Below are 19,263 nucleotides of genomic sequence, written 5' to 3'. Positions count from 1 at the left end.
GGGCGGCCCGGCCCGGTGCGGGAGGGCCGCGGCGGCCGTCAGCCCTTCAGGCCCGCCATCCACGCCTCGACGTCCGCGGAGGTGCGCGGCAGGCCGGCGGAGAGGTTCCGGTTGCCGTCCTCGGTGACGAGGATGTCGTCCTCGATCCGGACGCCGATGCCCCGGTACTCCTCCGGCACGGTCGTGTCGTCGGCCTGGAAGTACAGACCGGGCTCGACGGTCAGCACCATGCCGGGCTCCAGGACGCCGTCCACGTAGGTCTCCGTGCGGGCGACCGCGCAGTCGTGGACGTCCAGGCCGAGCATGTGACCGGTGCCGTGCAGGGTCCAGCGGCGCTGCAGGCCCAGCTCCAGGACGCGCTCGACGGGGCCCTCCACCAGGCCCCACTCGACCAGCTTCTCGGCCAGGACCCGCTGGGCGGCGTCGTGGAAGTCGCGGTACTTGGCCCCCGGCTTCACGGCCGCGATGCCGGCCTCCTGGGCCTCGTACACCGCGTCGTAGATCTTGCGCTGCAGCTCGGTGTACGTGCCGTTGACCGGCAGCGTGCGGGTGACGTCGGCGGTGTAGAGCGTGTGGGTCTCCACGCCGGCGTCGAGCAGCAGCAGGTCGCCGGAGCGCACGGGGCCGTCGTTGCGCACCCAGTGCAGGGTGGTGGCGTGCGGGCCGGCGGCGCAGATGGAGCCGTAGCCTATGTCGTTGCCCTCGACGCGGGCGCGCAGGAAGAACGTTCCTTCGATGTACCGCTCGCTGGTCGCCTCGGCCTTGTCGAGGACCTTCACGACGTCCTCGAAGCCGCGGACGGTGGAGTCGACGGCCTTCTGCAGCTCGTCGATCTCGAACGCGTCCTTGACCAGGCGCTGTTCGCTGATGAAGACGCGCAGCTGCTCGTCGCGCTCGGCGGTGACCTTGTCGGTCAGGGCCGCCTCGATGCCGGCGTCGTGGCCGCGGACGTTACGGACGGGGCCGGTGGCCTCGCGCAGGGCGTCGGCGAGCTCGCGGACGTCCTTGGCGGGCAGGCCCAGCAGCTGCTCGGCCTCGCCCAGGCTGTGCCGGCGGCCGACCCACAGCTCGCCCTGGCCGTCGAGCCAGAACTCGCCGTTCTCGCGGTCGGAGCGCGGCAGGAGGTAGATCGTCGCCTCGTGGCCGTCGGCGGTGGGCTCCAGGACGAGCACGCCGTCCTGGGTCTGGTCGCCGGTGAGGTACACGTACTCGGTCGAGGCGCGGAAGCTGTACTCGGTGTCGTTCGAGCGGGTCTTCAGGTTGCCCGCCGGGATCACCAGGCGCTCGCCGGGGAAGCGGGCGGACAGCTCGGCACGGCGGCGCGCGGTCTCGCCGGCCTGGGCTATGGGGCGCAGGTCGTGCAGCTCGGTGTCGGCCCAGCCGGACTTCATGTTCTCGGCGAGCTCGTCGGACACGGCCGGGTAGAGGCCGTTCTTCCGCTGCTTGATCGGCTCGTCGCCTTCGGGGTTCTCGGGCGCGGGCTGGTGCTCGGTCACTGCGTTTCCTCCTCGAACGGGGCCGCTTTCCATCGTATGTGTGGGGGAAAGTGCCCGAGAAGGCTGTGACCGAACAGTCAGCGAAGGCCGGACATATGTTCAGACCGGTGATTCACCCGTCTGCCCGGGTGAGCGCGGGTCCCCCGCGCCTCCCACCCGCGGATCTCAGGTGAAGTGGGCCACGAGGAGGATGACGTCCTCGCCGTCCGCCGGGGAGGTGTCCTTCGGCAGCACCGTCCGCAGCACGTGGTCGGCGATGGCGTCGGGGTCGTTCCGCGCGGCGCGGGGCACGCTCGCCGCGGCCGAGTGCAGCCGGGTGAAGGCGCGGTCCATCGTGTCGCCGGTGCGGTGCAGCAGGCCGTCGCTGTAGAAGAGGAGCGTTTCTCCGGGTTCGGGTTCGATTTCGACGCTGGGCGCCTCCCAGCACGCCAGCATGCCCAGGGGCGCCGAGAGCGAGGTCTCCACGTACTCGGCCCGTCCGGGTCCGATGATCAGTGGTGAGCAGTGCCCGGCCCCGGCGACGACCACCTTCCGCTCGGCGGGTTCGCAGTAGGCGAAGAGGGCGGTCGCGGAGCGGGTCGGCTCGGTCACCCGCAGCAGCAGCTCCAGGTCGGAGAGGACGGCGACCGGATCCTCGCCCTCCATGACGGCGTACGCGCGCAGGGAGGCCCGCAGCCGTCCCACGGCGGCGACCGCCTCCGGACCGGATCCAGTGATTCCGCCGATGGCGAGGCCCAGCGCGCCCTCGGGCAGCGGCAGCGCGTCGTACCAGTCGCCGCCGCCCCGCGGTCCCGGGCGGTGGCGGACGGCGAGGCGGACGCCGGGCACCCGGGGCAGCCGGGTGGGCAGCAGCTCCTCGTACAGCGCGGCCACCGTCTCGCGGGCGTGCGTCAGCTCCAGCAGCCGGGCCAGGTGCTCGGTCGCGTAGCCGCAGTAGAGGCCGGCCAGGTGACGCTGGCGCCGGGTGGGCTCGGCGGGCTCGTCGTACAGCCAGACGGCCGCGCCGATGCGCCCGGCAGCAGGCGGAAGGCTTGATTCCGAATTCGGGGAGGAGGCCGGCGACTCCAGCGGGACGGCGTAGCTGGCGGCGTAGCCCAGACGGGCCGCGACCTCGCGGTGGCGGGGGTCGAGGCCGTCCTCGCCGGGAATGTCGGGGTGGGCGGTGCCGGACCGGTCGCCCACGGGCGGCAGGTCGTCCAGGAGGCGCCCGTACGGGCCGGGTGCGGCGGAGCCGGGGTCGTGGTCCCGGCCGTGCGGGATCGTCTCGATGTGGCCGAGGTCGGCGCGGCCGAGGCCCAGGGCCACCGTGACGGGGTGCCCGGCGTCGCCGTCGCCGTGGAGCGTGACGAGGCCGCGGCCGGCGCCGACGAGCGAGGCGCCGGCGCGCAGGACCTCGCGCAGGGCGGCGTCGAGGTCCGCGGTCCTGGCCAGCCGTTCGGTCAGTTCGTGGAGGGTGGTGAGGTCGGAGACCCAGCCCGCGAGGCGGTCCTGGACCAGCGTGCACGGTGCGGGAGGCGCGGGGGGGACGGCGGACGCGGACGGAGCGGCGGGGGCGGTCTCGGGCGCGGTGGCGGGGGTGGGGACTGCAGGGGCGGAAGTGTGCGCGGGCGCGAGGGCCGGTGGGCTGATTCCGGCCACTTTCGGCAGGTGGGGAGTGGTCATGGCCGGCTGTTCCGGCCGGACCGGGCGGCGGGGCGCTCCGGGCGCGTCGGGGAGCCGGCCCGCGGCGCTTCGCCGAGACCGCTCGACCAGCTGGTTGGCCAGGGCTTTCTACGCAATAGCATCGCAAACCCCCTGTCGTGTTGCGTGCTATCAGTGCTCCACATGTACACGCCCGGGCAAGGGAATGTCCAGCATTGGACCAGTGGGATTGGTGGTGTCTGATGAGGTTCCGTCCCCCGCTGAAGTTTGGCCGGAAAAAAGTGCTGTGGCCCGCGATTTGCGGTCGACTGGCGTCGCTCCAACAACGCGTCACATCCACCACGGTGGGTACGTACTCGGAGAAGGGCAGCGGCAGTTGGGGCCGTCCCGCAACCCGGCGGCGGACCCGAGCGTCTTATCGGTCGACGGCCACGCCCATCCCCGAGCGGCGTGGGGCAACCCATGCCGCAGGCGAGGGGCGCACCGGCTCAGCACGAAGCGCCATCCGCGCGCCACCCCCCGCCAGGTTTCACGCTCGGCCCGTGGCGTGATGCGCTGCGTTGTAGGCGCAGCGACGCGTGATCCACCTGGTGTGCCGGTCACAGGGGCAGCGGCGCGTTGAGTACCGCGCCGAGCAGTGCCCGTAGTGCCATGTAGTCCCCGAGGTTCCAGGGGCTACGCGTAGTCCGTGCGATCCATGCAGTCCCGCGGTTCCTGCAGTCCTTGCAGTTCCTGCAGCGCCTGCAGTGCCTGTCTCAGTGCCATGTACGTGCAAGACGGTCCCCGTCGAAGGCGGGGACCCCCCTTCGGCGTTCACGGAAAGGAACGAGCGCTCATGCGCGAGATCCTCGGAAGGCGACGCAAGCTCTCCCTCCGGCGGGCCGGCCGGTCCGCGGTGCTCACCGCGGCCCTGACCTACGCCACGGAGTGGCAGTGGCCCGTGCTCCCCGGTGTGGGGCTACGGCCCGGCATCGGCCGCGTACGCGAATGCGGCTGCCCCGATCCCGACTGCGTGGTCCCCGGTGCCCACCCGTTCGATCCCGGGCTGCTCGCGGCGACCACGGACGCCCGCATGGTCCGCTGGTGGTGGACCAACCGGCCCGAAGCGCCCGTCGTGCTCGCCACGGGCGGCCGGGCGCCGTGCGCCGTGAGCCTGCCGGCGGTGGCCGGGGCCCGTGCGCTGGCCGCCTTCGACCGCGCCGGCGTCCGGCTCGGCCCGGTGGTCGCCACCCCGACCCGCTGGTCCCTGCTGGTGGCGCCCTACTCGCTGGAGGTCCTCGGCGAGCTGCTCAACAACCAGGACTGGGTGCCCGGCTCGCTGCGCTTCCACGGGGAGGGCGGCTACGCGGTGCTGCCGCCGTCCCCCACGGGCGCCGGACGGGTCCGCTGGGAGCGCGCCCCGCGCCCGGCGGGCGCCGCGGCCGGCCGCGGCGGACGGTCCGGTGCCGGCCGCCGGGTGGACGGCCTGGCGCGCCCCTGGCTGCCGGACGTCGCCTCGGTGGTCGACGTCCTGGTCGAGCAGAGCGTGCGCAGCACGGGCACGCCCGGTGGCGGTAGCAGCAGGCTGGCGTACTGACCGCGCCCGGTGCGCGGGGCCGGTGGCGGGTGCTTCCCGGGTGTCCCGGGCCCTGCCGGTGACAGCGGCTTCGAGGACGGCTTTCCGATGGGGGCCGGGAGCGCGTACGGACGGGAGACGCACGCGCTCTCACTCGTAAGGGTGTAAGCCGCCGAAAGAACCGCAGGAAACGGCCGTGCATGGCATCGGGGGGCGGGTCCGGGGCCCTACTGTTCGGGAACAGGGCTTGCGACGGGCGCCGGGACATCGAGGCGCCGCCGGCCCGGCGGGCGTGCGTCCGAATCCGCCCCCGCGATCAATTCCGGTCCGTCCCCGCGATCGAGCCAGCGCGCTTCCGCGGCGAATTGCAGGTGGTCCCATGGTGCGTGCGCCCAGTGTGTCCGGCGCGTCCTCGCGGCGCGCGGCGAATTTCCGGATGATCGTGCTGGCCGGCGCCGTGACGCTCGCCGTGGCGCTGCCGCTGGCGGTGGCCTCGGCGGGTCCCGCGGGACCGGGGATGCGCGAAAAGAGCCGGTCGAAGGCGGGCTCGGACAAGATCCGCGGCGGGGGCGGATATCTGCCCCGGCCGGCCGGATTCTCCGGCCCGGGGGCCGCCGGCGCCCCGCTCGGCCCGGACGGCGACCAGTCCGGTGCGCCGGGCCTCCTCGGCTTCGACACCGCGGACGACGGGGCCGCCGGGCCGGACGGGGCGGCCCGTGGCGTCGCGCGGTGCGGGCCCGAACTGGCCTCCCCCGAGGGCGTGGAGGCCCAGACGTGCGTCATGGAACAGGGCCGGGACACCTGGGCGCGCACGTACTACCGCAACGTCGGCGGCATCCCGCTGGCCGGCGTGCTGACCCTCATGGCCCCCGGCGGCCGGACCGTTCAGGTGCCCTGCCCCATGGCCGCAACCGATGATCCGGACATGTGCGAGACCCCGCACGAGGCGACCCTGCGGGGACATGGCTCGTATACGGCGGTCGCGGAGATCGCCTCGGCAGAGGGGAAGCTGCTGCTCCGCTCCGGGAGCAACTCGCCGGAGGCCGAGGAGGGTTAGCCGGCGGGCGAGGAGGGCGGGCCGGGGGCGGGCGGTGCGCCCGCTCGGGAGCCCCCTGAGGAGGCGCTGAGGGCGCCTCTGGCGCCGTGCGGGTGCGTGGTGAGCCGGGGATCCCTGCAGGGCTTCTGCCGGCCCGCACCGGCTGTACCGGCCCGTATCGCGTCCGGGCGGCTTGCCGGCGATCTCCCGGCGGCCTTCCGGCGGGCGGTGGCCGCCGCCGCGACCGCGCGGGCGGCCCGTCTCGCGTCCGGGCATGGAAACGCCCGGTCGCTGGCGACGGGGGATGCACCAGCGACCGGGCTCCTAGAACGGTAACAAGAGATCCGCGGTTCGCAAATTCGATCGTGGATTTCCGGACGCGGATTTCCGGCCCGACAGCGGGAGTTGTGACAGGAGTCACGTAGTTTGACCCGCCATTTACCCGCATTCACCGGCCTCGGTCACCGGAATCAATCATTCCGTCGGGGTGCGGCGGCGCGGCTGATTCCTGATGGTCGTCCGAATGAATATCCGGTTCAGTTCAGGGTGACCTGACGGCTCGTGAGACCGCCGCGGGCGCGGCGCTCCTCCGCCGTCAGCGGGGTGTCGTCGGACAGGGCGGTGGCGAGCCGCTCGGCGAAGGCGGCGGCCGGCTTCTCCACGTCCTCGGCGCCGACGTCGCCCGGCAGGTCCCACACCGGAACGATCAGTCCGTGGGCGCGGAACGAGCCCACCAGGCGGGTGCCCTCGCCGAGCGAGGTGCCGCCCGCGACGTGCAGTCGGGCGAGCGCGTCCAGCAGCTGCTCCTCCGGGTGCGTCATGACCCAGCGCAGGTGGTTCTTCTGCGGGGTGCGGCACCAGTACGCGGCGTCGACGCCCGACAGCCGGACGGTCGGGATCGCCGCGGCGTTCGCCCGCTCCAGGGAGGCGGCCACCTCGCCGGTGGCGTTCTCGGCGTTCTCGACCCAGAACTCGAAGCCCGTGTGCACGACCGGCTCGAACGGAGCGGCCGGGTCCAGCAGGTCCTGCAGGCGCGGGCCCTCGGCGCCGGTGCGCTCCGCGGTGACGGGGGTGCCCGGCTCGGCGGCCAGGGCGCGCTGGAGGGTGACGGCGAGGTCGCGGCTGAGGTCGCCGGTCGGGGTGTCGTTCTGCAGGCCCAGCAGCACGGCACCGCTGTCGCGGCGCAGGGCGGGCCAGGCCATCGGCAGGACGGTCGCCAGCGTCACGGAGGGAACGCCCTCGGGCAGCCCGTCCTTGAGCTTCAGCTCGACGGTCGCGGCGGGCACCAGCTCGCGCAGGGCGACCCAGTCGGCCTCGCCGGGCAGGCCCTCGAAGGGGCGCCGCACGAGCTCGGCCGGCGCGTGCGAGGCGGTGCGGCCGTGGCATGCCTTGTAGCGCCGGCCCGAGCCGCAGGGGCAGGGCTCGCGGGCGCCGACGACAGGGATCGGCGCGTCGCCGGCCTGCGGCGTGGCGGCCTTGGTCTGGGGGCGGCGCTTCTTGGCCATGGTGTGCGTGTCTCCCGATCGTTGCGTCCGGCCCGCGCGTTCACGCCGGTCGCCGACGGCGTCGACGTGTGGCGCCCGGGTGCCGGACGGCATTACTGCGTTGACGGCGCGAGCCTAGCGCCCGGGGTACCGGGCGGTCCGGGCACGCGCGGCCGGGGCGCGCGGAGACGTTCGTACACCTGGGTGGTGGAGGGGGCGGAGCCGGCGGCGATGTCGGCGGCAACGGCAAACGGCAACGGCATCGGCCGCGGGCGCGGGCCGGGCCGCGCCGGGGCGTTCGTACGTCGGCAGGGCGGTGCACCCGCACGGCGGTGCCGGCGGGGTGCGACGGAGGGGACACGGGCGTCAGGACTTTGCGGACACGGCCACGGCCGAGGGGGGTGAACGTCGGCTACGGGCGCGGCGGGGCGCCGGGAACGGACGTCGGCTGTGGCTGCGGCTACGGCTACGGGCGCGGCTGCGGGCGCGGCGGTGGGCCGGGCGTGTGGCCGCACCGGGGGTCCGGTGCTTATCCGCGCATCGTCACGTCGCGCGCGACATCACATCAGCCCGTCGAGATCGGAGAAGGACAGGAGGGGGTCGGGATCGACGCGCGTAGCGAAACCGGCGCGCGCGGACAGCGCTGCCCATACGGTCACCTCGCCGGCGGAGTCCCGTACGCCCCAGTCCTGCGAGAGTGCGCTGATGATGTTCAGGCCCCGGCCGCCGCGCGCGGTGACCGAAGGGGTGGCCGGAAAGGGCCGGGTGGGGCCGCCGCCGTCGGTGACCTCGACGGTGAGCCTGCCGCGCTCGTCGACCCGCCAGGCGGCGATGATGCCGCCGTTGCCTTCCCGCTCTCTCGTGCCGTTCTCCCGGCTCAGCGGGCGACCGTGGCGGTACGCGTTGCTGAGCAGCTCCGAAAGGATCAGTACCGCGTCGTCGATGACCGAATCCGGTACCCCACTGGCGCGCAAGTCCTTGCGCATCCGGTGTCTCGCTTCGCCCACACCGGCAGGACCATGGGGTACGGCCATGATCGACGACGTGGGCACCTCCTGTGCCACCACCAACGCCACCCCCGAGACCTCCTTTGCCCCACGTCAGGGGATGGATGCCCCAATGGACTGGACCGGAAACCGGCCAACCTCGACGCGGTGGGGCACTCACGCCGCTCGGCTGCGCAGCGAACGCGCCGGTGCACTCCATGTAATGGCCGCTACCCGCGCCCCAGCTGGGTAAGCACCGCCTTGGGGCGGTTCGTGATGATCGCGTCGACGCCGAGGCGGGCGCACAGCTCGACGTCCTCGGGCTCGTTCACCGTCCACACGTGCACCTGGTTGCCGGCGCGGTGCAGGCGGGCCACGTAGTCGGGGTTGCTCCGCACGATCCGGATGCTCGGCCCGGCGATGCCCACCCCGACCGGCAGCCGCCCGTCGCGGTAGCGGGGGGAGACGAACTGCATCAGGTAGACGGTCGGCAGGGCGGGTGCCGCCGCCTGCACCCGGTGCAGGGAACGGGCGGAGAAGCTCATCACCCGTACGGGCGAGGGCTCGCCGGGCGGCGGGTCGGCGAGGCCGAAGCGGCCGAGGAGGGCCAGCAGCCTCTCCTCCACCTGGCCGGCCCAGCGGGTGGGGTGTTTGGTCTCGATGGCCAGCTCGACGCGGCGGCCGGAGTCGGCGACGAGTTCGAGGAGGCGCTCAAGGGTGAGCACGGACGTGCGCTCGGGGTCGCCGGGGACGGTGCCGTTGCCGTCGTGCCGGCCGTTGCGCCAGGTCTGGCCGGCGTCGGGGGCGACGTTCAGGCCGGAGTCCGGGGCGGAGTCCGGGGGGAAGGCCCGGTCCAGCGCCCGGTCGGGGGCCTCCGCGTCGGCGGCCTGCCCCTTCCAGGAGCCGAAGTCGAGGGCCGCGAGGTCGGCCAGTTCGAGGGTGGAGACGGCGCCCCGGCCGTTGGAGGTGCGGTTGACCCGGCGGTCGTGCACGCAGACGAGGTGCCCGTCGGCGGTCAGCCGCACGTCGCACTCCAGCGCGTCCGCGCCGTCCTCGATCGCCTTGCGGTACGCGGCCAGGGTGTGTTCCGGAGCGTCCTCGGAGGCTCCGCGGTGGGCGACGACGTCGAGGGAACGGCGCTCGGGACGCTGGTTCCCGGCCGGGTGCGCGTAGGTCACCGCGTTATGGTGCCACCGGCCGGCGTGATCGCGCAGGGGGCCTGTTTTGTCCTGTAGTAAGGGCTGACGGCCGAGGTCACAGGCTCCGCTTACGGTGGTCTGACGCGCCATGGGAAAAGCTGGTGCAGGACCATGCGAGCGTGGCCGGAAGTCGCGACAACTGACGTGTACCTGATTGAGGAGACAACTGTGAGCACCGAGAACGAGGGCGCCGCCGTTCCGTCCGCGGCATCGCCGCGCACGGGGTCTCCGGCATCGACGGCACCGACGGATTCCGCGCCCGCGCCCGGCCCCGCGCCGGCGGTCGAGCTGACGAAGACGGAGGCGCCGGCGGAGGAGCGGATGGCGCAGATGCCGCCGGTGCCGCCCGTGCCGCCGGCTCAGCCGGCGCCGGCGCCCGCCGATGCGGCCGAGCAGCAGACCACTCAGCAGGCGCCGGCCGTCACCGACCTGGGCGGCCAGGCGACGGAGCAGCCGACCCGGCAGGCGCCGGCCGTCACCGACGCGGCGGGCCAGGCAGGCCACGCGGACCAGGCGGGCCAGCCGGACCAGGCAGGCCACGCGGACCAGGCGGGCCAGCCGGACCAGGCAGGCCAGGCGGGCCAGCCGTACGGGACCGGCCAGCTTCCGCCCGCCCAGGCTCCCGCTCCGCACCCCGGCGATGCCGCTGCCCAGCAGCAGGGCGCGTTCGCCGCGGCCGGCGCTCCGGCCGTGGCCCCGGGCGGCTGGTACGGCGGCGCGGACGCACCCCCGCCGTACGGCGGCGTGGGCCCGGCCGGCTCGGCGGGCGGGCCCGGTGCCCCGGTCGCGATGTGGGGTGCCCCCACCCCGCCGCCGCGGCGCAGGCGTGGGGGCGGTCTGGTGGCGGCGGTGCTCGCGGCGGCGCTCGTCGCGGGCGGCGTCGGCGGCAGCATCGGCTTCTGGGTGGCCGATAGAAACGGAAGCGACAATTCCACGACGGTCTCGTCGTCCGGCGACCCGAAGACGGAGAGCCGTTCGCCGGGCTCGGTCGCGGACATCGCGAGCAAGGCGCTGCCGAGCGTCGTGACGATCGAGGCCCAGAGCGGCAGCGGCGAGGGCGGCACCGGCACCGGCTTCGTCTACGACACCCAGGGCCACATCCTCACCAACAACCACGTCGTCGCGTCGGCCGCCGACAGCGGCAAGCTGTCGGTGACGTTCTCCGACGGCAAGCAGTACGACGCCGAGGTGGTCGGCCGCGCCCAGGGCTACGACGTCGCGGTCATCAAGCTGAAGAACCCTTCCGGCGCGAAGCTCAGCCCGCTTCCGCTCGGCAACTCGGACAAGACGGCGGTCGGCGACGCGACGATCGCGATCGGCGCGCCCTTCGGCCTGTCCGGCACGGTCACGACCGGCATCGTGAGCGCCAAGAAGCGCCCGGTGGCGTCCAGCGACGGCGGCGGCAGCGGCCAGTCCTCGTACATGAGCGCCCTCCAGACGGACGCCTCGATCAACCCGGGCAACTCCGGCGGCCCGCTGCTCAACGCCCAGGGCGCGGTCATCGGCGTCAACTCCGCCATCCAGTCCGCGGGCAACGGCGGCGGACTCGGCGGCGGCCAGGGTCAGTCCGGCAGCATCGGCCTGGGCTTCGCGATCCCCATCAACCAGGCGAAGAACGTCGCCGAGCAGCTGATCAAGAACCGCACGCCGATCTACCCCGTCATCTCGGCCACGGTGAACATGAAGGACTCCGGCGGCGGCGCCAAGATCGCCCCCAGCGGCGCCAACGGCACCCCGGCCGTCACCCCCGGCGGCCCGGCCGACAAGGCCGGCCTCAAGCCGGGCGACGTCATCACCAAGCTGGGCGACACCCAGATCGACAGCGGCCCCACCCTGATCAGCGAGATCTGGACCCACAAGCCCGGCGACAAGGTGAGCATCACCTACACCCGCGACGGCAAGCAGAACACGGTCGACATCGTCCTGGGCGAGCGCAAGGGCGACAACTGACGTCCACAGCGACCCGGTAGGCTGTTCCCGCGCCGCACCACGAGCTGCGACGCGGGGAGGCTTGCCCGAGCGGCCTAAGGGAACGGTCTTGAAAACCGTCGTGGCAGCGATGTCACCGAGGGTTCAAATCCCTCAGCCTCCGCCGATACCAGCGTGACCGCTGGTCAGAAGGGGTGCCCCTGTCGGGGGCGCCCCTTTTTGCGTGGGCAGGCCGTCCCGCCGCGCCTGACGGGTTGTTCGGCAGCGACCACTTTTTTGTTATCCGCTTCCGTCCCTGGCGTCTCCTGAGTGTTGGAGCCGTACTCAGCAGACAGAACCGGAAGTGATCCGCGTGAACCGTGAGTCCGAGACCTCGACGTTCGACCTGGCCCCCGACGGGGGTCGTCGTTCCCGGCGGCGCCGTGGCAGGCGTCCGCGCCGGGCGGTCGTGTTGTCGGGTGCGGTCGCTGTGATGGCCGTCGTGGGCGGCGGCTACGGCGTGGCCCAGTCGATGGGGGGTGGCGGGGGCGACACCGGCGCGGCTGCCGAGGTGTCCTCCGCGCGGGCGGTGGACCGCGCGCCGGGGCTGCCCGGGGTGCCGCCGTCCGAGGGGGCGGCCGCTCCCTCCGCCGCCGCGTCCGCGGCGCCGAGCGCCTCGCCGCGCAGTGCGTCGCCGACGGCGAGTGCGACCGCGAACGAGGCCGGTAAGGGCGCCGGTGCGCACGGGGCCGCAGGTGCCGGGAGCGGTGCCGGGAGCGAATCCGGGAAGGACTCCGGAACCAAGGCCGGTGGCAAGGCCGGAAACGAGTCCAAGTCCGCCCCGGACACCGCCACGAACCGTCAGGCCCCCGCCGCCGGCGCCCCCGCCGACGGGAAGAACCGCTCGCACGTCCAGCAGGTCGTCGACATGGTCAACGCCGAGCGCGCACGGGCCGGCTGCTCGCCCGTCACCGTCAACGCCAAGCTGCAGGCCGCGGCCCAGGGCCACTCCGACGACATGGCCGCCCGCGACTACTACGCCCACACCAGCCCCGAGGGCAAGAGCCCCGGCGACCGCATGACCGCGGCCGGCTACCGCTGGAGCACGTACGGCGAGAACATCTTCAAGAGCCCCAAGGACGCCCGTACGGCGATGGACGGCTGGATGAAGAGCTCCGGCCACCGCGCCAACATCCTGAACTGCTCCTTCAAGGAGATAGGCGTGGGCATCAACTTCAGCGCGAACGGCCCCTGGTGGACGCAGAACTTCGGCGCTTCTTCCTGACGTTGTGCGATGCCACCCCCTGCGGAACGCAGGGGGTGGCTCACTCTCTGTCACTGCGTGGCCCTAGCATGGGTGGGAGTTTCTGGTTTTCCTAGGAAAAGTTGGTCTTCCGCCATGAAGTTGACCCGGGTTCCGGCCATCGTCGCGGCTGCTGCGCTCGCGCCGGCCGTTCTGTTCTCCTCGCCGGCGTTCGCCGCCGACAGTGCGTCCGTGGCCGGTATGTCCGTTCCGGACAAGGCGGGTGACGGTGCGTCCGGCTCGGCCCCGGCGCCGGTGTCCGTCCCGGTGCCGGCGAAGAAGGCGGACGCTCCCGTGACCGCGCCGGTCGTGCCGGTCGTGCCGGTCGTGCCGGTCGTGCCGAAGGCGCCGACCCCGGAGGTCCTGGCCGGAGGCCACGCAGGTCCGGCGGGCACCGCTTCCGGGAAGCGGGCGGAGACCCCGGCCGGGAAGCCGGTCACGCCCCAGGAGCTTGAGGACGACCGCGTCGCCGCCCTCAAGCTCCTGGCCGACAAGAAGTCCGGCCCGGGCGTTCGGGAGGCCGCGGACAAGGCGCTGCGGGGGACCCCCGAGGACCTGCGCCGGTTCCTGGAGGTCGGCCAGTACGAGGAGCGCCGGGACGATGACGAGGTGCGGGTCGCCCGGATCATCAACTTCGGCAGCCCCGCCGTGCGGGCAGCCGGCATCAAGGCGCTGCGGAGCGGCAATTACGAGGACGTTCAGCGCTTCCTGGAGACGGGGCACTTCGAGGCCCTGGTGGAGGACCGGATCCGTGCCAGCCGGATGTTCGAAGGGGCCGGGCCCGCTCTGAAGGCCGCCTTGCGCAAGGCGCTGAGGGACGGGGACGAGGCGCTCGCGTACTTCTTCAGCACCGGCGAGCAGGAGGCCCGCGCCAAGGACAAGGCCGACGCGGAGGTCGCCGCGGCCAAGGCGGCCGAGAAGAAGTCCGGTGAGGAAGCTGCCGAGCAGAAGTCCGGGGCGGGCAAGGCGGCCCGGAGCGGCGACGGGCAGTCCGCCGGCGGCCGGGCGAAGGCCGCCGTCGCCGGGCGGGGCGGCGTGGTGACCGCGTCCGCGGCGTCCCCTGCCGCCGCCCAGGCCGCTGCCGCCGTGGGCGGCACGCAGCTCGCCGCCACCGGCGCCGGTTCCGGCACGACGTGGGCCGCCGCCGGCACCGTTGCCGCCCTGAGCGCGGGCGCGGGCATGGTCCTCGTGTCCCGCCGCCGCACCTCCGCCGAGCGCTGACCCGGATGGCGCCCCGGCCCCGCCAGGGCGGGGCGCCCTCGGCGGGGGCGGGACGGACGGTGCCGGGGGTTCGTCGTACGGGGCCTGTCGTACGTGCCGTCGTGCAGGCCGGTCGGCGGGATCCGTCGTACGGGCCGGTCGGCTGGGCCCGTCTCGCGGCCACCGGCGGCCGCTCTAGGTCTGCCTCGTGTCCGGGCCTGTCCCGGGGTCTGCGCGGGGCCGGTCGGCTGGGCCCGTCTCGCGGCCACCGGCGGCCGCTCCAGGTCTGCCTCGTGTCCGGGCCTGAACCGAGGCCCGTGCCGGGGCAGGGCCCGCGCCCGTACCCGGGCCTGCGCCGCGCCCGCCCGCCCCGCCCGGGTCCCGCGGCCGCGCCGGGCCGTGCCGGGGCCGCGCTCGCCGCCGTCCAGGCCCGCGCCCGCGCCCGTCGCCCGTACCCGCCGTCCTTACCCGCCCCGCACTGCGCACGCCCCGCCCGGGTCCCGCGCCGCGCCGACGTCACATCCGCCGTCCCGGCCCGCGCCCCTACCCGCCCCGGGGCGTGCGCCGCGCACGCCCCGCCCAGATACGCGCCGCGCCGAGCCGCGCCGGGGCCGCCCCTGCCGCCCGCACCCGTACCCGCCCCGGTGCCGTGCCCGCCGCCCGTACTGTCCCGCCCCCCCCGTGAGGCCCCGCCCGCCCCGTTGGCTCCCTCCCACCCGTGTGGGGTTTTTCACCGTTGCGCCGGGAACGCCCGCCCGTGCGCTTGGCATCCACCAGGGCACAGCCACCCCTCATGTGCCCCTCGGGGGCAGCGGACCCTTGTGGAGCGACGACGATGACGATGACGTACTCACCATCCGGTACCCAGCCGCCCACGGGGCGGCGTCCGCGGTCGCGCGGTAAGCGGTGGGCCGTCGTCGTGGCGTGCCTCGCCGTGCTCGGGGTGATCGCCTGGCAGGTGATGAGCTACTTCGAGATACCCCCCTTCACCGACAAGGGGGACCCCGTCAGCTACGGCAAGGTCGACAAGGGGAAGGGCGGCGGCACCGCGCAGCCCGCGGACTCCAAGGTGCTGATGCCGACCGGGCCGGACGCGCCGTTCAAGAACGCGCGGACGCTGGCGGACGGCAGCCATGTCAGCGTCGTCACCCTCGACGGCAAGAAGTCCGGCTTCAAGGGCAAGGTGTGGGTCTGGGCGCCCAAGGAGTACACCGACGACCCGAAATACAAGAACAGCGGCTTCCCCGTCATGATCGCCCTGCCGGGCGGTCCCGGCTACGGCACCAACTACTGGTGGGCCGGCTTCAACTTCGAAGAGAACATGGCCAAGTGGTACAAGGAGGGCCGGAGCAAGCCGTTCCTGCTGGCCATGCCCGTGCTGAACCCCGGCCCGGACGACAAGGGCATCTACTGGGACGGCAGTGACATCCCGGGCCAGCCCAAGATGGGCACGTGGCTGACGGAGGACGTCCCCGACCTGATGCGGGCCAACTTCCGCACGCTGAAGTCGCGTGACGGCTGGGCGTTCATGGGCTCCTCCACCGGTGGGTTCGCGGGCCTCAAGGCCGTGCTGAAGCACCCGGACAAGTTCAAGGCCGTCATCGCCAACGGGCCGGACGTCATCCCCGACTCCCCGCTGTGGAAGGGGCATGAGAAGGAGAAGGCGGAGAACAACCCCGAGGTGCTGGCCAAGCAGCTGATCGCCGCCAAGGGGCCGGACGTCTACCTCGCCTTCCAGGTCGGCACCCGGGAGAGCAACAAGCACACGCTGCCCGACGTCCAGAAGTTCATCGCCACCTACGGCAAGGGGCCGGTCCACACCAACCTCAAGGTGATCGAGGGCGGCCGGCACGACGGTGCCACGTACGCCCCGAACCTCGGTGAGGGCCCCCTCCAGTGGATCAGCGAGCACATCGAGGGGCCGACGCCCTCCTCCTGAGGTACCTGAGGCGCCTGAGGGCCCCGAGGCGCCTGATGGCCCCGAGGTACCTGAGGGCCCCGAGGGCGGCCTTGCGCCGTTTCGGGGCCCTGGTCCGGGCCGGTCAGTCGTGGGGCGCCTCGGCCGCGCCCCCGCCGCGCACGCGCTCCAGAACGGCGTCGTGGAGCGCCCCCAGGCCCCCGGCCGGGATCCCGACCGGGCTCCCGGTCAGGACGTACCACTCCTCCGCCCCGGTGTACTGGACGTGGATGCGGGCCCGGCTGTTGCCGGGCAGGGCGATGGTGGCGACGGTGAGGTCGCCGGTGATGACGCCGACGTCGTCGGTCATCACCCCGCCCGGGCCCGCCGTGACCTGGGCGACGAGGCGTTCGCTGCTCATTGGTCGCACGTGTTCAGCATGGTGTTGAGCATGTCCTGTTCGGGCTGGGTGACGCTCAGCCTGTAGAGGTGCTTCACGTGCGTCCAGGCACGGGAGTAGGTGCACCAGTACGAGCTGAGCGGCGGCCGCCACTGGTCGGGGCTCTGGTCGCCCTTGCTGCGGTTGGAAGCGGCCGAGACGGCGATCAGCTGGGAGTGGCCCAGGTCGTTGGCGAACGCCTTGCGCTTGTCCGTGTCCCACGTGTCGGCGCCGGAGCGCCAGGCGTTGGCGAGGGGGACCATGTGGTCGATGTCCAGCTGCCCCGCCGCGTTCAGCAGCTTGCCGTCGTAGGCGCTCGTCCAGTGGCCGGAGACGGCACGGCACTCGCTGTCGGTGTGCACGTCCCTGCCGTCGCGGGCCAGGACGACCTCGCGGGTGTCGCACGTGCCCATCTGCTTGATCCAGTGCGGGAACTTCGCGCGGCTGTAGCCGTTCATCGAGTGCGCCGCCTCGACGGTGAGGCCGGCCAGCTCCTCCCGTGCGACGTCCGAAGGCGGCGGCTCCGGCATGTCCCGCCGGAGCGGATGCACTCCGGCGGGGACTGCGGAGCCGGTGGAGACGGCGGAGACGGCGGGGACGGCGGGCACGGCCGTCGTCGTGGTGACGGCGGACAGGCACAGGGCGGTGGCTGCAGTGGCGGCGAGACGCCACCGGTTACGTCTGATCACAGGGCAACGGATACCGGGTGCCGGTCCGTCCTCCCCGGAGCGTCACCCGGATCACGGCGCGCCGCAAATGCCCTGATTGACCTTTCTGCGGCGGTGCGGGCCGGTCAGCGGGCGGGGCCGAACACCAGCGCGTCGGCCACCGCCTTCGCCATCGCCCGCTCGCCGGCGGCGTTGGGGTGCAGCGGTGCGGCCGGGCGGGTGCGCGGCCGGGTGGTGAGGCCCTCGACGTAGCGGTCCGCGAACGGGCGGCAGGCGTCGTGCCCGGCGGTCGTCGCGTGCGTGTTGACGTAGAGGTGGCCCTGCGCCGTCGCCTCGCGGCGCAGCATGGCGTTGAGGCGGCGCAGGGTGCCGCGCACGTAGGGGATGTCGCCGTCGGCGATGCGGAGCGAGGCGCGGCACCCCTCGACGTCGTCCCCGATCAGCGCCGGATAGCCGACGACCGCCACGCGGGCGCGGGGAGCCCGCTCGTGGACGGCCTTGAGGACCGCGGCGACCTGGGGGGCGGCGGCCTCGATGCGCCGGTCGAGTTCGTCGGTGCCGTTGCGGTGGTAGGAGCGCTGGCAGGGGTTGTCCCGGGGGACCTCGCCGCCGGCCGGGCGGAAGCAGCGTGCGAAGACCTCGCCCAGGCCGATGTCGTTGCCGCCGATGCCGAGGGTGACCAGGCGGGTGTTCCGGTGGAGCGCGTCCAGCTGCGGCGCCTTGCCGGTCTCCCGCTGCCGCTGCTCCATGTGGACGGTCGACGCGCCGTCGCAACTGGCGTCCGTGAAGCTGGTGATGCCCAGGTCGGCGCGGACGAGGGACGGGTAGTTGGCGCTGGAACGGCCGCACCGTGCGTCGGTCTGGCGGGGGATGCCGGGGCCGGCGGTGAACGAGTCGCCGAGGGCGACGTAGTGGCCGGCGCGCGGGGCGGCCTCCGCCGCAGTGGCGCTCGTGGTGATGCCCGCGGTGGTGCTCGCGGTGGCGCTCGCGGGAGTGGCGACGGTGGTCGCCAGCGCGGCCATGGCGCCCAGTGCGGAGACGGCGGAGACGGCCCATCGGGTGGTGGTCCGGCTGGTGCGGGGCATGGGGTTCCCTCCTTGCGTCGGTGGTGCCGGGTGCCGGTGGGGGCGTCGGTCGCGGGAACAGGCTTTTGCGCCGCAGGAGGGCCCGTCAATCGACTGTCCGCTATGCGCCTTACATGTGACCGGATACCGGACTTCCGCGTCCGGTGGGCCGGGCTTGACGAAGAAACGTTCCGCTTGTGTCACGGACTTCACCGGGCCGACCCGGTCCGGCATCAGGGGCGTCTTGGGGCCCTCCGGGCACTTCCGGCACGGGCAAGCCGCTCGTTAGCCTCCATTTCAAGATCAACAGAAGCCGGCGCGCACCTCGACCGAGGTGTCCGTCGGCGGGGCCGCTTCCGGCCCCGGGGCGTCGTACGCCGGGCGGTGGCCAGCCGCCCGGCACGCCGCGGCTGTTTGGGGACAGCCGGGGCATCCACTACGACGCCTTCCGCCACACCGGCGTGAGCAGGGTCAGATGCTGGCCCGGCCGCCCGGGGCGGCGGACGCGAGCGGTGCGGTGGGCATCGGCGGCTCCGGCGGGGCGCCAGTGGTCGCCGCACCGCTTCGCCGCGTACATGGCCTCGTCCGCACCACGCAGCAGGTCCGAGATGCCGGCGCCCGGGCGGTGGCCGGTGTGGCACAGGCCGATCGAGGCGCGCGGCGCCAGGGTCACGCGGCCGGTGTCGAGGGGCGCCGACAGCCGGGCCGACAGGTACGTCATCTCGGCGTCCGCGTCGGCCTCCGGGGCGAGCCGGACCAGGGCGGTGAACTCGTCGCCGCCCAGTCGCGCGGCGAAGCCGCCGCGTTCCCGGCACCACTGCGCGAGCCGCCGGCCCACGGCCGCGATGACCTGGTCGCCCACGTCGTGGCCGTGCGTGTCGTTGATCTGCTTGAAGCCGTTGAGGTCCAGCAGCAGGACCGCGGCGTGCGGGTGGCGCAGGGCGCGCGGCGCCCGGGCGGTGAACTCCTCGCGCCGCATCAGCCCCGTGAGGCGGTCGGTGCGGGCGCTGCGCAGGCGTCGGCCCAGGAGGCAGGCGTGGACGGCCCAGCCGGCGGTCGGGGCGGCGATGGGCAGGGCCTGGAGTATGAGGTTCATCGAGCACCTTCCTGTGATTCCGGGCAACTGCTGTTGCTCATGGAGGAAATGGGCCGCATGAGCAACCGGAGCTCCGCGACCCGGCCGAGCAGCGGCCCGGTCGCGCCGTCGTGACCCCCGGCGGAGCCGGGTGGGTCCGGGCGGTGGACCGGGCCGTCATGCAGGACGTCCCCGTTTCCGGTGGGCGGGAGCGCGGGTGACGGCCCGGAAGTCGCGAAGTCCACGGATGACCGGCTGGGCGGGCAACGTGGACCGGGTTTCTGCTGAAACGGTTCGTCGCCTGGTGCGCAG

General features: G+C 73.7%; 15 protein-coding genes and 1 tRNA gene. 7 read left to right on the top strand and 9 right to left on the bottom strand.

Features of this window, described 5'->3' with window-relative positions:
• Positions 1 to 38: 38 nt before the first annotated feature.
• Together IE182_RS03290 and IE182_RS03285 are read right to left on the bottom strand one after the other, a co-directional pair.
• A complete protein-coding gene (locus IE182_RS03290; RefSeq protein WP_373303496.1) occupies positions 39 to 1,496 on the bottom strand; it encodes an aminopeptidase P family protein in 1,458 nt (485 codons plus the stop codon).
• Positions 1,497 to 1,661: 165 nt separating this feature from the next.
• A complete protein-coding gene (locus IE182_RS03285; protein ID WP_190108085.1) occupies positions 1,662 to 3,158 on the bottom strand; it encodes a PP2C family protein-serine/threonine phosphatase in 1,497 nt (498 codons plus the stop codon).
• 814 nt (positions 3,159 to 3,972) lie between these two features.
• Between IE182_RS03285 and IE182_RS03280 the strand changes: the two genes are divergently transcribed.
• Positions 3,973 to 4,713: a bifunctional DNA primase/polymerase gene (locus IE182_RS03280; protein ID WP_190108084.1), complete on the top strand. Its 741-nt coding sequence runs from the start codon at positions 3,973 to 3,975 to the stop codon at positions 4,711 to 4,713.
• A 358-nt stretch (positions 4,714 to 5,071) separates the two neighbouring features.
• Positions 5,072 to 5,749 carry a hypothetical protein gene (locus IE182_RS03275; protein ID WP_229844542.1) on the top strand — a complete coding sequence of 226 codons (678 nt, stop codon included), beginning with the start codon at positions 5,072 to 5,074 and terminating at the stop codon, positions 5,747 to 5,749.
• A gap of 515 nt (positions 5,750 to 6,264) precedes the next feature.
• Here IE182_RS03275 and IE182_RS03270 read toward each other — a convergent pair.
• The 3 genes from IE182_RS03270 to IE182_RS03260 form a co-directional block, all read right to left on the bottom strand.
• Positions 6,265 to 7,233 (bottom strand): DUF5926 family protein, encoded by a 969-nt coding sequence (locus IE182_RS03270; RefSeq protein ID WP_190108083.1) that lies wholly within the window; start codon positions 7,231 to 7,233, stop codon positions 6,265 to 6,267.
• 539 nt (positions 7,234 to 7,772) lie between these two features.
• Complete coding sequence (locus IE182_RS03265) at positions 7,773 to 8,288, bottom strand: ATP-binding protein (protein ID WP_229844541.1); 516 nt, start codon at positions 8,286 to 8,288, stop codon at positions 7,773 to 7,775.
• A 140-nt stretch (positions 8,289 to 8,428) separates the two neighbouring features.
• On the bottom strand, positions 8,429 to 9,376 hold the full coding sequence (locus IE182_RS03260; protein WP_190108082.1) for a glycerophosphodiester phosphodiesterase: 948 nt from the start codon (positions 9,374 to 9,376) through the stop codon (positions 8,429 to 8,431).
• A gap of 342 nt (positions 9,377 to 9,718) precedes the next feature.
• On the opposite strand from IE182_RS03260, the gene IE182_RS03255 reads away from it, so the two are divergent.
• The 5 genes from IE182_RS03255 (at position 9,719) to IE182_RS03235 (ending at position 15,747) form a co-directional block, all read left to right on the top strand.
• Positions 9,719 to 11,347, top strand: coding sequence for a S1C family serine protease (locus IE182_RS03255; protein ID WP_373303499.1), 1,629 nt, complete (start codon positions 9,719 to 9,721; stop codon positions 11,345 to 11,347).
• A gap of 55 nt (positions 11,348 to 11,402) precedes the next feature.
• A tRNA-Ser gene (locus IE182_RS03250) sits at positions 11,403 to 11,489 on the top strand.
• A gap of 189 nt (positions 11,490 to 11,678) precedes the next feature.
• Positions 11,679 to 12,590, top strand: coding sequence for a CAP domain-containing protein (locus tag IE182_RS32395; RefSeq protein WP_190108080.1), 912 nt, complete (start codon positions 11,679 to 11,681; stop codon positions 12,588 to 12,590).
• Between the two features lie 114 nt (positions 12,591 to 12,704).
• Positions 12,705 to 13,829, top strand: a complete 1,125-nt coding sequence (locus IE182_RS03240) for an ALF repeat-containing protein (protein WP_190108079.1) — start codon at positions 12,705 to 12,707, stop codon at positions 13,827 to 13,829.
• Between the two features lie 820 nt (positions 13,830 to 14,649).
• Positions 14,650 to 15,747, top strand: a complete 1,098-nt coding sequence (locus tag IE182_RS03235; protein ID WP_190108369.1) for an alpha/beta hydrolase — start codon at positions 14,650 to 14,652, stop codon at positions 15,745 to 15,747.
• Positions 15,748 to 15,850: 103 nt separating this feature from the next.
• Here the strand turns inward: IE182_RS03235 and IE182_RS03230 are convergent, their stop codons facing one another.
• The 4 genes from IE182_RS03230 to IE182_RS03215 form a co-directional block, all read right to left on the bottom strand.
• A complete protein-coding gene (locus IE182_RS03230; protein ID WP_190108078.1) occupies positions 15,851 to 16,126 on the bottom strand; it encodes a hypothetical protein in 276 nt (91 codons plus the stop codon).
• Complete coding sequence (locus tag IE182_RS03225; RefSeq protein WP_373303498.1) at positions 16,123 to 16,830, bottom strand: HNH endonuclease family protein; 708 nt, start codon at positions 16,828 to 16,830, stop codon at positions 16,123 to 16,125. Before IE182_RS03225 ends, IE182_RS03230 begins: the two co-directional genes overlap by 4 nt.
• A 107-nt stretch (positions 16,831 to 16,937) precedes the next feature.
• Complete coding sequence (locus IE182_RS03220; RefSeq protein ID WP_190108077.1) at positions 16,938 to 17,897, bottom strand: SGNH/GDSL hydrolase family protein; 960 nt, start codon at positions 17,895 to 17,897, stop codon at positions 16,938 to 16,940.
• 415 nt (positions 17,898 to 18,312) lie between these two features.
• The gene (locus IE182_RS03215) at positions 18,313 to 18,972 is read right to left on the bottom strand and encodes a GGDEF domain-containing protein (protein ID WP_190108076.1); all 660 of its coding nucleotides are present in this window, start codon (positions 18,970 to 18,972) and stop codon (positions 18,313 to 18,315) included.
• Positions 18,973 to 19,263: the final 291 nt, after the last annotated feature.

The sequence above is a fragment of the Streptomyces cinnamoneus genome (assembly GCF_014650495.1).
GTDB classification, from domain to species: domain Bacteria; phylum Actinomycetota; class Actinomycetes; order Streptomycetales; family Streptomycetaceae; genus Streptomyces; species Streptomyces cinnamoneus.
Note: the sequence above shows the minus strand (reverse complement) of the source record. Positions and strands in the feature narration are given on the sequence as shown.

Bases quoted from the DNA above. Each gene is read 5' to 3' on its own strand.
- IE182_RS03270 (WP_190108083.1), bottom strand. From the start codon at position 7,233: ATGGCCAAGAAGCGCCGCCCCCAGACCAAGGCCGCCACGCCGCAGGCC.
- IE182_RS03255 (WP_373303499.1), top strand. From the start codon at position 9,719: ATGGCGCAGATGCCGCCGGTGCCGCCCGTGCCGCCGGCTCAGCCGGCG.
- IE182_RS03220 (WP_190108077.1), bottom strand. From the start codon at position 17,897: ATGCCCCGCACCAGCCGGACCACCACCCGATGGGCCGTCTCCGCCGTC.
- IE182_RS03285 (WP_190108085.1), bottom strand. From the start codon at position 3,158: ATGACCACTCCCCACCTGCCGAAAGTGGCCGGAATCAGCCCACCGGCC.
- IE182_RS03240 (WP_190108079.1), top strand. From the start codon at position 12,705: ATGAAGTTGACCCGGGTTCCGGCCATCGTCGCGGCTGCTGCGCTCGCG.
- IE182_RS03230 (WP_190108078.1), bottom strand. From the start codon at position 16,126: ATGAGCAGCGAACGCCTCGTCGCCCAGGTCACGGCGGGCCCGGGCGGG.
- IE182_RS03215 (WP_190108076.1), bottom strand. From the start codon at position 18,972: ATGAACCTCATACTCCAGGCCCTGCCCATCGCCGCCCCGACCGCCGGC.
- IE182_RS03235 (WP_190108369.1), top strand. From the start codon at position 14,650: ATGACGTACTCACCATCCGGTACCCAGCCGCCCACGGGGCGGCGTCCG.
- IE182_RS03275 (WP_229844542.1), top strand. From the start codon at position 5,072: ATGGTGCGTGCGCCCAGTGTGTCCGGCGCGTCCTCGCGGCGCGCGGCG.
- IE182_RS03280 (WP_190108084.1), top strand. From the start codon at position 3,973: ATGCGCGAGATCCTCGGAAGGCGACGCAAGCTCTCCCTCCGGCGGGCC.